General features: G+C 33.6%; 11 protein-coding genes and 1 tRNA gene. 8 read left to right on the top strand and 4 right to left on the bottom strand.

Translation table 11 applies throughout. The features are described from left to right. The first annotated feature begins 49 nt into the window (after window positions 1–49). Together GYX25_RS03635 and GYX25_RS03630 are read left to right on the top strand one after the other, a co-directional pair. Window positions 50–841: an SDR family oxidoreductase gene (locus GYX25_RS03635; RefSeq protein ID WP_174786747.1), complete on the top strand. Its 792-nt coding sequence runs from the start codon at window positions 50–52 to the stop codon at window positions 839–841. A gap of 26 nt (window positions 842–867) precedes the next feature. Then, entirely contained in the window at window positions 868–1,737 is an 870-nt protein-coding gene (locus GYX25_RS03630; protein WP_174786746.1) for a co-chaperone YbbN, read from the top strand. Between the two features lie 61 nt (window positions 1,738–1,798). On the opposite strand, the gene map is transcribed toward GYX25_RS03630, so the two are convergent. Then, window positions 1,799–2,587: a type I methionyl aminopeptidase gene (map, locus tag GYX25_RS03625; protein WP_091347038.1), complete on the bottom strand. Its 789-nt coding sequence runs from the start codon at window positions 2,585–2,587 to the stop codon at window positions 1,799–1,801. Between the two features lie 216 nt (window positions 2,588–2,803). Between map and rlmC the strand changes: the two genes are divergently transcribed. The 3 genes from rlmC to GYX25_RS03610 all read left to right on the top strand — a co-directional run bounded on the left by rlmC (window position 2,804) and on the right by GYX25_RS03610 (window position 6,456). Continuing rightward, window positions 2,804–3,952 (top strand): 23S rRNA (uracil(747)-C(5))-methyltransferase RlmC, encoded by a 1,149-nt coding sequence (gene rlmC / locus GYX25_RS03620; protein ID WP_174786745.1) that lies wholly within the window; start codon window positions 2,804–2,806, stop codon window positions 3,950–3,952. Window positions 3,953–4,104: 152 nt separating this feature from the next. Next, entirely contained in the window at window positions 4,105–5,658 is a 1,554-nt protein-coding gene (gene gshA / locus GYX25_RS03615; protein WP_174786744.1) for a glutamate--cysteine ligase, read from the top strand. 9 nt (window positions 5,659–5,667) lie between these two features. Then, window positions 5,668–6,456, top strand: a complete 789-nt coding sequence (locus GYX25_RS03610) for an endonuclease/exonuclease/phosphatase family protein (RefSeq protein WP_091347032.1) — start codon at window positions 5,668–5,670, stop codon at window positions 6,454–6,456. On the opposite strand, the gene GYX25_RS03605 is transcribed toward GYX25_RS03610, so the two are convergent. Beyond that, window positions 6,428–7,699, bottom strand: a complete 1,272-nt coding sequence (locus GYX25_RS03605; RefSeq protein WP_238785965.1) for a transglycosylase SLT domain-containing protein — start codon at window positions 7,697–7,699, stop codon at window positions 6,428–6,430. The genes GYX25_RS03610 and GYX25_RS03605 overlap by 29 nt on opposite strands. 716 nt (window positions 7,700–8,415) lie before the next feature. Further along, window positions 8,416–8,889 (bottom strand): ribonuclease HI, encoded by a 474-nt coding sequence (gene rnhA, locus GYX25_RS03600; protein WP_091347028.1) that lies wholly within the window; start codon window positions 8,887–8,889, stop codon window positions 8,416–8,418. Between the two features lie 209 nt (window positions 8,890–9,098). Between rnhA and dnaQ the strand changes: the two genes are divergently transcribed. Then, window positions 9,099–9,833, top strand: a complete 735-nt coding sequence (gene dnaQ, locus GYX25_RS03595; protein WP_202983810.1) for a DNA polymerase III subunit epsilon — start codon at window positions 9,099–9,101, stop codon at window positions 9,831–9,833. A 115-nt stretch (window positions 9,834–9,948) separates the two neighbouring features. Then, window positions 9,949–10,025, top strand: a tRNA-Asp gene (locus GYX25_RS03590). A gap of 247 nt (window positions 10,026–10,272) precedes the next feature. Here GYX25_RS03590 and GYX25_RS03585 read toward each other — a convergent pair. Continuing rightward, window positions 10,273–11,322, bottom strand: a complete 1,050-nt coding sequence (locus GYX25_RS03585) for a dihydroorotate oxidase (RefSeq protein ID WP_091346914.1) — start codon at window positions 11,320–11,322, stop codon at window positions 10,273–10,275. 532 nt (window positions 11,323–11,854) lie between these two features. On the opposite strand from GYX25_RS03585, the gene GYX25_RS03580 reads away from it, so the two are divergent. Then, the gene (locus GYX25_RS03580; RefSeq protein ID WP_174786742.1) at window positions 11,855–14,626 is read left to right on the top strand and encodes a flavocytochrome c; all 2,772 of its coding nucleotides are present in this window, start codon (window positions 11,855–11,857) and stop codon (window positions 14,624–14,626) included. Window positions 14,627–14,644 lie beyond the last annotated feature (18 nt).

Raw genomic sequence — 14,644 nt, 5'->3', positions numbered from 1 at the left:
TTCAAATTAGATGTGCTATCATAGTTTGAGAAGAAAAATTTAACAATATATGAATCAATCGGAGCTGAAATTGCGAACAATATTTATTACAGGTTGCTCAAGTGGAATAGGGCTAATCTCGGCCATTGCTTTAAAAAAACGTGGTTATCGTATTATTGCTTCGTGTCGCAAATCATTGGACCAACAAAAACTTATTGAGCAAGGATTTGAAACTGTGCTTCTTGATCTTGACAATCCAGACTCGGTCAAGCAAGCCGCTCAAGAAGTTCTAGCTTTGTCTGAAGGCAAATTATATGCGTTATTTAACAACGCAGGTTACGGTGTTTATGGGCGATTAAGTACGATCAGTCGAGAGCAGTTAGAATCTCAATTTTCCACTAATTTTTTTGGTGCCCATCAGTTGACGCAATTACTACTTCCAGCCATGCTAAAGCAAGATGAAGGGCGCATTATTCAAACAAGTTCAATTGTTGGTATTGTTGCAACACCGGGGAGAGGTGCTTATTCAGCTAGCAAATATGCCTTAGAAGCTTGGTCTGATGTGTTAAGGTTGGAATTAGCACAAACCAACATAAAGGTTTGTTTAATTGAACCTGGCCCATTAAAGACATATTTCTCAAACAATGTGAATCAGACAGAGCAAAAGAATATGGTAAAAAATCCACCTATAGCTAAACGATTTACTTTGCCGCCCGAGGCAGTGTTGCCTTACTTATTCCATGCCCTTGAACATGATAAACCTAAAATACGTTACAGGGTAACAAAAATAACCAAAATAGCGGCTATTGCTAAACGTTTGCTTCCTGATAGATTAATGGATAAAATTTTAAAAAATAAATAATAAATCATTATACCTTAGGACATAATATGCAAAACCAATTTATTTTTGATATTAATGAGCAAAATATTCAAGAGGTGATTGAAAGATCATCGACATCCCCTGTGCTATTTTATTTTTGGTCTGCTAGAAGTCCAAATTATGAAGCAATGACTCAAACTTTAACTAAATTAGCTAATGAACATCATGGTCAATTTATTTTGGCAAGTGTTAATTGTGATGAACAACAAATGTTAGCTGCTCAATTTGGTTTACGAGCAATCCCAACAGTTTATTTATTTCAAAATGGTCAACCTGTAGATGGTTTTCAAGGACCTCAGTCTGAAGAAACCATTAAAACTTTTTTAGAAAAAGTGCTACCAAATGAAGATGAGCTTAAATTAATTGAAGCACAAAATTTATTTCATGAAGCCAAGTATGAAGAAGCATTACCACTGTTACGGCAAACTTGGCAATCACTTACCGATCATCTGGGCAAACCAAGAACAGATATTGCATTAATGCTAATAAAATCACAAATTGAACTTAAACAGCTAAATGAAGCAAAAGAAGTGCTTGCAACTATTCCTCTACAAGATCAAAATTCAAGTTATCATGGATTACAAGCCGAAATAGAACTACTTGAACAAGCCGCTAATTCTCCTGAATTACAGCAATTACAAGCAGAATTTGCTCAACACCCTGATAACGTTGAATTAATGATTCAATTGTCTTCCCAATTAATGCATGTAGGGCGTCATGAGGAAGCATTAGAGTTGTTATTTAAACCGCTAACAAAAGATCTTAATGTTGGTGACGGACAAGTGAAGAAAACATTACTTGATTTACTAGCAGCATTAGGAACAAGTAACCCATTGGCCAGTAGTTATCGACGTAAGTTGTATACTTTATTATATTAAGATTTATCAAAGTAATAAGGCGAAAGGATTCAACAATAGTTTATTGTTGAATCCACTTTATTTAGTGTTCAATAATGCGAGGAAAATCTTCGTTATTACGTAATGTTAAGACTTCAACACCATTTTCAGTAACTAAAATAGTATGTTCATATTGTGCCGAAAGACCATGATCTTTGGTTTTGACTGTCCAGCCATCTTTCATGGTACGGGTACGCCAATCGCCTGTATTTATCATAGGTTCAATAGTAAAGGTCATGCCTGGTTTTAAAATTACACCGCCGTCATCAGCGTCATAATGTAAAACTTGAGGTTCGTCATGATAGACTTCACCAATACCATGGCCACAATATTCTCGAACGGAAGAAAAACCAAACTTATCGACATATTTTTGAATCGTTTTACCAATTTCCTTTAAACGTATGCCGGGTTTGATAATTTTAATCGCCTCGTAAAGGCTTTCTTGTGTAACTTGGCATAATTTTTCACCTGCGATAGTTGGCTTACCAGCAATGTACATTCTAGAAGTATCACCATGATAACCATCTTTGATAACTGTTACATCAATATTTAAAATATCACCATCTTTTAACTTTTTGTCAAAACTTGGAATACCATGGCAAACCACATCATTAATTGAAATACAACTGGTGTGTTGATAGCCACTATAGCCAATATTAGCTGGAATAGCTTTTTGAACATTAACAATATGTTCATAACAAATTTTGTCTAGTTCACCAGTACTAATGCCCGGTTTAACATAAGGTTCAATCATTTCTAATACTTCAGCTGCAAGTTTTCCAGCTATTCGCATTTTTTCAATTTCGACGGGGGTTTTTAACTTTATAGACATTAAATTTTTCCTGTAATATTAATGACAATATCCTATCATACCCCGTTATTTCGTCAAATCATACTGGATGATTAATTATGCATTTTACTTATATTCTTATAAAATTTTGTAAAAACTTTCAGGAAAGAATGTGTTTTAGTATAAAATAAAACTTATACTTATTTTAATAAGGTTTTATATATATAATAACTCATTATAAAAAAGGGTTTTATCGAAATGCAATGTTGTTTTTATCAGCAGAAAAAATGTTTATCTTGTCAGTGGATGGATAAGCCCTATGATGCACAACTAGCAGAAAAACAAAATAATCTGTTACAACAATTAACTCAATTTAAGCCTAATGACGTTGTAGAGCCGTTTGCTAGTCATGAATTTGCTTTCCGTAATAAAGCAAAAATGGCTGTGTTAGGTACTGTTGAAAGACCTATTTTAGGAATACAAACAGATAATGAGATGGTCGATTTATGTGATTGTCCTCTTTACTCAAATAGTATGCAAAACATCCTAAAACTTGTTCGAACTTTCATCCGTAAACAGGGACTTGTACCTTATAATATTAATAAGCGAAAAGGAGAGTTGAAATTTGTTATTGTTACTGAAAGTAAAGAGAATAATACAAGCTGTTTTATGCTGCGATTTGTTTTAAGATCGCACAAACTTGTCGAAAAAATAAATAATTCTTTTAAACAATTACAAGATAAAATACAAAATTTAAAGGTAATTTCAATAAATATCCAACCTAATCATGCAGCTATTTTAGAAGGGGAAGAAGAGTTAGTTTTAACCGACACCTCATTTTTACCAATGACATTAAATGGCGTTCCTCTTTTCATTAAGCCTAAAAGTTTTTTTCAAACAAACAGTGATGTTGCCAGCAATCTTTATAAAACTGCAAGTGACTGGGTCACAAATTTATCTATTCACTCTATTTGGGATTTGTTCTGTGGTGTAGGTGGTTTTGGCTTAAGTTGTGTTAGTCTTGCTATTGAAAATCAAATCCAGCTAACAGGAATTGAAATTAGTCCAGATGCGATTGAATGTGCAACAAAATCAGCTAAAAAGTTAGGTTTTAAGCGGTTAACGTTTAAATCACTTGATGCTACCCAATACGCTATTACTGAGCAAGATATTCCAGATCTAGTACTACTTAATCCACCAAGACGAGGGGTTGGAAAAGTGCTTATGCAGTATTTAGAAAATATACAACCAAGCTATATTTTATATTCAAGTTGTAACTTAACCTCGTTAGTTGAAGATTTGATGTTGTTATCCAACTATCAAATCATGAAAGTGCAACTGTTTGATATGTTTCCCCATACTTCACATATGGAAGTCTTGGTTTTATTACAAAGAAAAGATAGATAATCTAATACAAAAGAGTGAATTGCATTTTTTTATCATTAAATTACAAATTATATCTAGTTTTTATTTTGGTGGTTGTTATAAATTAGACCATTGTTAATATCAAATTATGTTAATATAAAAAAATAAATAATTTCATTTAAGGAAGGCAAAATATGATTCCTGATGTTTCTAAAGCGCTTAACTGGTTAGAAAAACACTACACCATTTTACAAGGTATTCAACGGGGTGTTGAACGTGAAACTTTACGCATTTTGCCTGACGGGACATTGTCGAAAACTTCATTCCCCGCAAAAATTGGTGCAGCGTTGACTCATCCTTGGATAACAACTGATTTTGCTGAATCAATGCTAGAATTTATTACACCAGTTAATACCAATATCGATTATATGCTAACGTTTTTACGCGATCTTCATCGTTATGCTAGTGTAAATATTGATGATGAAATGATGTGGCCATTAAGTATGCCATGTTTTGTTGCCAATGAAGAAGATATTATTTTAGCTCAATATGGATCATCAAATGAAGGGCGTTTTAAAACGGTTTATCGAGAAGGTCTAAAAAACCGTTATGGTGCAATGATGCAAACCATATCTGGCGTTCATTATAATTTTTCATTACCCATGGCATTTTGGCAAGCAAGAGATGGTGTAAAAAATACAGAAGAGGGTAAAGCTGTTATTTCTGAAGGCTACTTTACATTGATTCGTAACTATTATCGCTTTGGGTGGGTTATTCCTTATTTGTTTGGATCATCACCATCGATGTGCTCCTCATTTATTCAAGATCCACAAAAAGCAAAAGCCTTTATTGAACAAACAAATGGTAACTGTTATTTGCCTTACGCAACCTCTTTAAGGTTAAGCGATATTGGGTATACTAATAATGCACAAAAACAACTAGGCATTACTTTTAATCATTTAGATAGTTATGTAGAAGGATTAAAACGAGCAACGCATACAAAATCAGCGGAATTTGCTAAACTGGGTATCAAAGTTGATGGTCATTATCGTCAATTAAACGATAATGTATTGCAGATTGAAAATGAATTTTATGGGCCAATTCGACCTAAAAGAGTCACAATGACTGGGGAGTCGCCGTCGGATGCACTTTTACGTGGCGGTATTGAATATATTGAAGTACGCGCATTAGATGTTAATCCATTTTCACCGGTGGGGATTACTGAAGAACAGATACGATTTATCGATCTATTTTTAATTTGGTGTGCACTAGCACCTGCGCCTGAAATGAGCAGTCAAGAACTTGAGTGTGCCAAGTTAAATTGGAATAGGGTAATAATGGAAGGACGAAAACCAGGGCTTGAGATCGGTATAGGTTGCAATAGCTATCGAGAACCTTTGGCCAAAGTTGGACACCAATTATTCAAAGATTTATTACGTGTTGCTGATGTTTTAGATCATCAAGATGACAAGCAGGGGTACCGTAATGTTTGTGAGCGTTTAGACTTAATGTTTGATCAACCTGAATTAACTTTATCAGCAAGAACACTACAAGCAATAAGTGATTTAGGTACAGCAAAATTTGGTTTAGCTTTAGCAAGCCAATATAAAAAACAGCTTATGGCAGAACCCTTAGCATTATTAACAGAAGGTGATTTTGTTCAACAACGCAATTTATCTATTGAAAAACAGAAGAAGAAGGAGCAGAGTGATACTTTAACTTTTGATGAATATTTGCGGAAAAATTGAACGATAAAAATGTTTAAAAAACGATATTATACGTTACGATATCAGGCAAGCAGCGAAGTTGAGTTGATCTTGCCTAATCAACCAATAATAGGTAATAAACCGTTAATTGAACATACATCATTTTCGATTTTAGTTTGGAATATTTTTAAACAAAAAAGATCTGATTGTATTGATATACTTCAACAATATGCTGATAAAGCCAAACTGATATTGTTGCAAGAAGCCCAAACAACACCACCATTACTTAATTTTATTTCACAATATAATAAAATTGCGGATCATGTCCCAGCATATTGTTTTAACGATATCTATGCAGGCGTAATGACAATTTCTGATTCATTACCCACTTCACTTTTTTCTTTTAGAGAAAAGGAACCACTTATCCGAGTTCCTAAATCTGCTTTGATTACTATTTATCCTATTAATCATTCCAAGCAACAATTATTAGTTGCGAATATTCATGCTGTAAATTTTAGCATTGGTATAAAAATATACCGGCAACAAATACGTATGCTATTAACTCGAATAAAAGAGCATAATGGCCCAGTTATTTTGGCTGGGGATTTTAATGCATGGAGCAAACAGCGAGTTGATTTGTTGTATAATCTTGTTCGTTCAATTGAACTTAAGCCTGTTAGTTTTTCTGTTGATATTCGAAAAAAATTTATGGGTAGGCCACTTGATTTTGTTTTTTATCGAGGATTACGACTTGATACAGCAGAAATTATTAGCACAACCACATCAGATCATAATCCTCTATTAGTAAGTTTTAGATTGGATTTGCATCCACAATATTAATCGTCAAAATATCACCTTCTTGGACACGAGCGTTTTTCAGATTATTCCATTGAAGTATGTCTGTTATTTTAACCCGATAATTTTGTGCAATAGAATATAAATTATCGCCAACTTTAACCTGGTAGGTTATCTGTTTTTTACCATTAGATTTTGCATTAGCTGTTAAAATAGAGTTTGTTTTTCTATTATCAATTGCACTATATTGAATGCTTGTCGTTGATTTAACTTCAAATGGCATATTGGTATGCGGTACATCTTGTAAAAGCTCGGTAACTTGATTTACCACTAAGTTTTCTGCTTTCAGTTTTTTAAATAACTCTTGAGCATGAATATATGGTACTAGTAAATGAAACGGACCATTGACTTTTTGCTGAACATAACCAGCGTTATATGTCATTAAATCATTCAACGGTAGGCCCGTATACTTAGCTACCTTAGCTAATGAGATATTTTTTGACATATCAATACGAACCAGCGAATTTTCATAATTACAATCAGGCAACTTAATACCATACCGTTTGTTATTTTTTACAACATCAATAATGGCTAAAATTTTAGGCACGTAGTGCATTGTTTCAGTTGGTAAATCAAGTGACCAATAGTTTGTCGGTAAACCATTCGCTTGGTTTTTTTCGATAGCTTTTCTGACTCGACCCTCACCAGCGTTGTAAGCCGCTAATGTTAATAGCCAATCGCCATTAAAACGATTGTTCAAGTTTTGCAATAACGAAATAGCTGAACTTGTTGAAGCAATAAGATCTCGTCGTCCGTCAAAATAACTATTTTGTTTAATTCCATACTCTTTAGCGGTAATTGGTACAAATTGCCACAAACCAGCCGCTTGCGCAGGTGAAGTTGCCAATGGATCGTAAGCACTTTCAATCAATGGAATTAATGCTAATTCAACAGGTAAATCGTTTTTTCTTAATTGATTAATAATGTAATAAACGTAAGGTTCCGAACGTAATGCAACAGTTTCAAATCCTTGTGGATTACGTAACAACCGCTCTCTTTCTGCTTTGATGCGACTATTTTCAGGTACTTTCACATCGATTTGAGTTAGCATGAATTGCCAAGGGTTTTGCGTGACAGAAGTGTGACTAATGCCACCACTCTTAATGCTACTAGTAACTATTGATTTTGAGTTAGATTTTTTATAGACGCTATTATTGTATTGATAGCCATGGTTCTGACAGGCGCTCAAAGATAAACATAACACTGTAAATATTAATAACTTTTTCATTAGTTTGTGATTTTTACTCAAATTAAGCTTGGCATTATACCTAAAAAATGTCTTTTTGGCTTCTAAAAAAAAGCAAAGAAATATAATTAATTGTTAAATTTAAATCTATTTTTTACTAATATTTATGCATTGTAAAAATAAGCTTATTTCTTTTCTTTAGACAAAATAGACAGTAATGTTACTGATTTTGTTGAAACCAAATCTAAATAGTCTTTAATGTTTTTATCATAGGGTAGCATTTGAGTTGCAAATGCTAAATTTAATAAGATATATTCATTAACTATGTAAATTAAAATATCGCCAGAAAAAATAAGCACGACTAAAAGCGTTGTGCTTAGGTACCGCTATTACGTCAAAGTTAAAATTACCAATAGAGGCTTTATCTTAATTAGTAAAATAATTAATCGGTATCATTGGGGGCGAAAATATCGGTGTTTAGATATTGTACTTTTTATTCACATTCCCCGTTTGTGGAATCAATATGGTGATAGTCAGTAAAATTTCAAGGGGAATATTTTATGTTTGTTAATATGATTAATCTTATTTCTGGCTTCTCAAAATTCAATAATATTAGCTAAATTGGTTAAAATTCAAATATAATTATCTTTAAAGCTAAAATGCAATAGATACATATTACGTTTTAGCTTTATTTAGGAAGAACCTACTTTAGAAGTAGATAAACTTATAAAAGTTGCATAAAAAAATTTTTTCATTAATTAATCTTGTATAGATTGTTCAAATACTGTGTCTTGCAAAGTAGGGGATTGAGCTTGTGTTTTTGCCATAATATCACAACGTTCATTTTCAATATGGCCGGCATGACCTTTAACCCAAATCCACTTAATTTTGTGAATTTGTACTAATTCATCAAGCTTTTTCCATAAATCGATATTTTTTACTGGTTGTTTGCTAGCTGTTTTCCAACCATTTTTTTTCCAACCGTTTATCCAATTGATAATTCCATTTCGCAAATACTGACTATCGGAATAGAGTTCAATTTGACAAGGTTGTTTTAATTGTTCTAAAGCAACAATGGCAGCTAATAATTCCATACGATTATTTGTTGTTTTAAAAAAGCCTTTCGATAATACTTTTTCGGTTTGCTTATATTTTAATATAGCAGCATAACCACCAGGACCAGGATTACCAAGACATGAACCATCAGTATATATTTCGATTTTTTTTAACATTTTTTATTTCTTTTATAACTATTTTAATTTATTTCGTATTCCAATTAAACGATAAATAGTATCACTCTAATTTATTTATAATTACTCTATAAATAAGTAAAATTGGTTGCTACTTTCACTTATGTAGGTATCAACATTAAAAGATTTTAGTGCTAGACTATACCATTAAAAACGTTTTTCCCCAATTGTTGATATAAAAAGAGAAGAAAGTGATACATAATTCTGCGCGACAAATTGTCTTAGATACTGAAACAACAGGTATGAATCAAAGTGGCAATAATCACTATGAAGGACATAAGATTATTGAAATTGGTGCCGTTGAAGTCATTAATCGTCGTTTAACTGGTAACCATTTTCATGTCTACATTAATCCAGAACGCTTAATTGATGAAGGTGCTTTTAAAGTTCATGGTATCAGTGATGAATTTGTTAAGGATAAGCCAATATTCAAAAATATAGCACATGATTTTATCAAATTTATTGATGGTGCTGAATTAATTATTCACAATGCCTCGTTTGATGTGGGATTTATGGATTATGAGTTTCGTCTTTGTGGACTGGATTTTAAAACTTCGGATCATTGTCTTGTTACTGATACCTTAGCTATGGCAAGGCGTCTGTTTCCAGGAAAACGTAATAACTTAGATGTATTATGTGAACGCTACCAGATTGATAACTCTCACCGAACATTGCATGGCGCATTATTAGATGCCGAAATTTTAGCCGAAGTTTATTTAGCAATGACTGGTGGGCAGACAACTTTATCTTTTAGTTCAGAGGATAATAACTCATCTACATCCGAATCTAATGTAATAAAAAGAGTTGAACGCCATGGTGTGCCTTTAAAAGTAATTAAGGCAACAGAATATGAACTTTCTGAACATGAATCGGTTTTAAAAAAAATTGATAAAAAATGTGGTGGAGCATTGTGGAATTTGAATTAATGATTGTTTTATATTCAGTTGAACATTTATTTATAGAATTTTATTGACGTGAATAAAAATAATCTTTAATATCATGCCTACTTTAATGCTCTAACATTAAAGCTATCAAAAAAGCGGAGCGGTAGTTCAGTTGGTTAGAATACCTGCCTGTCACGCAGGGGGTCGCGGGTTCGAGCCCCGTCCGTTCCGCCAATTCATTAAGAATATCAATCGATTAAAGCACTCCACGAAAGTGCTTTTTTTATTGCAATACTTTTTTTATCTGTTTGTGGTGTTTTCTGATAATTCATTTCCTATGCTAGTAAGAATCTTGAGCGTTCTTTATTTCTGTGCTACTAAGCAAATATGAGTATTGGTTATAATTTTATTGTTAAACTATTCCTGATTATTTTAAATAAAAAACAGGGCATAGTGCCCTATACTAGAAATATTTATCAAATTAAAGATTCTTTTTGATTTCTATCGCAAGGAGCGGATTCCACATAGCACCAGTTGCACTCATAACCGCATCAGCACCACTTTTTATAAATTGATGATAATGTTCACTAGAACTAACACCACCAACGCCTACAATAGCAAATTTTAGATCCATTTCCTGACGATATTTAGCTAAACGGCTCACCATATCTAAACCAGCCCAACGGATTGCATCACCACAAACTCCACCTTCTTTTCTATTTTCGCCTAATGCAGGATGACCATGAGCATCAACAGGTTTTGCAGATAACGTGTTAATAGTACTTAAACCATCAATAATGGATCCTACTCGATTGAGTAATGATATAATTTTTTCATCATCAGCAAAATAAGCTAGTTTTAAAATAAGTGGACGATCGGGAACAGCCATTTTAATTTCATTAACAATTCGTTCAACTTTATCAATATCAAAGCAAAGTAATTTACTAGCCCCTTCATTCGGGCAGCTTAAATTTGCCTCAAGAATAGGTGCATTGGTTTCCCGAACTAATTTTGCTGCTAAAGCATAATCTTTTTCAATTTCACCGTTACCTTGTGTACCTTGAAAACTACCAATAACACATTGACCGTGCCCTGCTGATTTGACGGCATCAGCCATATCAGGTTGCCAGACATCTGGAGCAAAAGAAGGAACGCCAAAAGAGTTAGTTATTGATAATGGTTGGCTGTAATTGGTATCAGCTAATACCGTATCTAAGTTACACGATAATTTACCGTTAGGGTGAACTGATAAAACATTAGGTAATGGATGGCATTTATGTAGTTTAGTTCTTACTGTTTTATATACACATAAGTCGAATCCATAAGCAAAAGCAGCTTTGATATAGTTTGCATTTAATAGTGGGCCTGCAGGTTGACCAAATGGTAAATTAACCTCAACATTTAAAAATTTTGAAGGTTTTATTGATACTTGTTGTGCTTTATCTAATTGCCTAAAAAGTCCAAATGGTCCTTGAGCATAATTTTCTTCGTAGCTTATACTTGGATCATAAAAAGGTGTTAAAGATTTCATATTGCCTCCTAACTGTACGTGTTCTCAACGTAGAATTGATTATTAACCTTGCAATGAAAATAGAAATAAAAAAGTTTTTTTAAACCAAAAAAAAATCCTCCATGAAGGAGGATTAAAAATAGGATAAATAGAAAATCGAAAGTTGATCTTAATCTGTTAGCTAGTATTACAAACATTACGATGTTCTCTTTGCCTTATATTTCAAGGTATTCTATCTCAATAAATTTAAAGTTCAACATAAAAATTACAAAAAAATATAACTAAATGAAAAAGTTACAGTGTTTTTTTTTAGATTTTTAATGATATATCCGATACTTTAAAAACGATAAAATATCAAAAATCGGTAAAATCTTATTTTATTAATATCAATAATTTTCTAATTGATTAATAAAACTAAAAAATTTATGTCGAAAAAATGATACTTATCATTACTCAATACTGATGAAACTAATCTAAGTGGAGAATGACTATTGGTAATGTTATCATCGTTGATAACTATAAAGATTAAATGATAATGGTTAGGTATGAAAAAATGAGAAATGAAAATATTTTTAAGCCATTAACTTTGCCTAATGGTGTTGAACTTAAAAATCGCATAATGATGGCACCAATGACAACTTGTTCTGGTTTTTATGATGGTTCTGTTACGCATGACTTGATTGAATATTATCGAGCAAGATCAGGATCAATTGGCACCATTATTGTCGAATGTGGATTTGTTGATAATAAAGGGTTAGCATTTCCTGGTGCTATTGGTTTAAATAGTGATGATAAGATTGAAGGGTTAGCAAAAATAGCGCAAGCCATCAAAGAAAAGGGTTCGAAAGCGGTTATTCAAGTTTATCATGGTGGAAGAATGGTGGAGCCTAAACTTATCGGAGGCCAATCGCCAGTTGGACCTAGCGCTATTGCGGCCCCACGTCCAAATGCCCCCACTCCAATTGAATTAACAGCGGCAGAAGTAGACGACATGATTGATAAGTTTGGTCAAGCTGTACGTCGAGCGATTCAAGCTGGCTTTGATGGTGTAGAGATTCATGGCGCTAATACTTATTTAATTCAGCAATTTTATTCACCTAATTCAAATCAAAGAAATGATAAATGGGGAGGGAACCGTGATAATCGTACGCGATTCGCGCTTGCTGTTTTAGATATTACCCACAATATGGTTAAGCAATATGCAATATCTAAATTTATTGTTGGATACCGTTTTTCTCCTGAAGAATTAGAAGTTCCAGGAATTCGTTTTGATGACACAATGTATTTGCTTGAAAAATTGGCTGCAAAAGGACTTGATTATATTCATTTTTCAATGGGCGATACGCTTAGACCATCAATTGTTGATACACAAGATCCGACTCCATTAATTAAAAAATATGTGACAATGCGTTCTGCAACATTAGCAAAAATTCCCGTTGTAGGTGTTGGTAATGTAGTTAATCAAAGTGATGTGGATGATGCGATTGAGCATGGTTATGATTTAGTTGCTGTAGGACGTGCTTGTATTGCTTATCCTGATTGGGTTGACCGTATTGAAAAGGGGGAGAAATTAGAATTATTTATTAATAGTGATAAGCGTGAAACACTTAATATTCCAGAACCTTTATGGCGCTTTTCTCTTGTCGAGAGTTTGATTCGTGATGTGAATCTTAATGTAAAAAAATTCAAACCTGGTCATTATCAAGAAAAAGTTAATGATGAGGCTTATGAGTTTTTAATTAATGTTGAGCTAGGTAAAGATTTTATAAAAGATATGCAATTAATTAATGCCCAAAATTTTGATAATGAAGTTTTGGATAATTTTGCTGAAATTAAACATAGGATTATTGACTCAAATAGCTCACATGTTGATGCAATTTCTGGCGCAACAACACAATGTGAAGCGTTTAAAAAAGCCGTAACCAAAGCGATGGCAAGATCTAATAAAGAAGCGATTATTGCCGAAGGTGGTGATCCTAATGATCGAGCTTTTGATGTTGTGGTCGTTGGTAGTGGTGGAGCAGGGCTTACTGCTGCGATTCAAGCTCATGATCTTGGTGCAAGTGTCGTTATTGTTGAACAAATGTCTGTAATAGGTGGTAATACTAATAAAGCCTCAGCGGGTATGAATGCGGCTGAAACCAAATTCCAAAAACGAAAAGGGATTGTTGATAGTAAAGATCTATTTTATCAAGAAACCATGACCGGAGGTAAAAACAAAAATAATCCTGATTTACTTCGTTATTTTGTTGAAAATGCACCAGATGCGATTAATTGGTTAGATGATAATGACATTGAACTTAGTGGGATTACTACAACGGGGGGAATGAGTATTGATCGGACTCATCGACCAGAAAGTGGTGCTGCTGTTGGTGGTTTCTTAATTAGTGGTCTAGTTAAAAATATTAATAAACGAGGTATTGAAGTTATACTTGATACTGCTGTGACTGAAATTGTCACCGAGCATCATAAAGTGACAGGGGTTAAAGTTTCAGAAGAAGACGGTTCGATCCATTTAATAAAAGCTAAGGCAGTTATTATTGCAACTGGTGGATTTAGTGCCAATACCGCAATGGTTGAAAAATATCGTCCTGACCTTAAAGGATTTGTGACCACTAATCATAAGGGTGCAACTGGTTCTGGAATTGTGATATTAGAAAAATTGGGTGCTGGAACCGTCGATATGGGTGAAATTCAAATCCATCCAACGGTTGAACAGACAACGTCTTATTTAATTTCTGAATCCATCCGTGGTGGTGGAGCGATTCTGGTATCGAAAAAAGGTCAACGATTTGTTAATGAACTTGATACAAGGGATAAAGTATCAGCTGAAATTATTAAATTACCTGAACATTATGCTTATATTTTGTTTGATCAGCAGGTTCGTGATGAAAACAGAGCCGTTGAAGAGTATGTTGCAAACGAGCTTGTTATTCAAGCAAATACTCTTGAAGAATTAGCACAAAAGCTATCGATTGATGGCGACGCATTAGTTAAAACGGTTGAACGTTACAATCAGTTTACGTCAACTAAGCATGACCAAGACTTTGGCAGAATAACAGGCATGCGCCATCCGATCAAAAAAGGGCCTTTTTATGCAATAAAAATCGCACCAGGTGTGCACCACACGATGGGAGGAGTCACTATTAATACCCAAACACAAGTGTTGAATACCGATAAACATGTGATTCAAGGTGTATTTGCTGCCGGCGAAGTCGTAGGTGGTGTTCATGGGGCTAATCGTATTGGTGGCAATGCTGTCGCCGATATCATTATATTTGGTATGCAAGCAGGTAAAAAAGCGGCTGATTATATTAAACACTAATTTGTTACAACTATTTTG

The organism is Gilliamella sp. ESL0254 (assembly GCF_013344985.1).
Classification (GTDB): Bacteria; Pseudomonadota; Gammaproteobacteria; order Enterobacterales; family Orbaceae; genus Gilliamella; species Gilliamella bombicola.
Note: the sequence above shows the minus strand (reverse complement) of the source record. Positions and strands in the feature narration are given on the sequence as shown.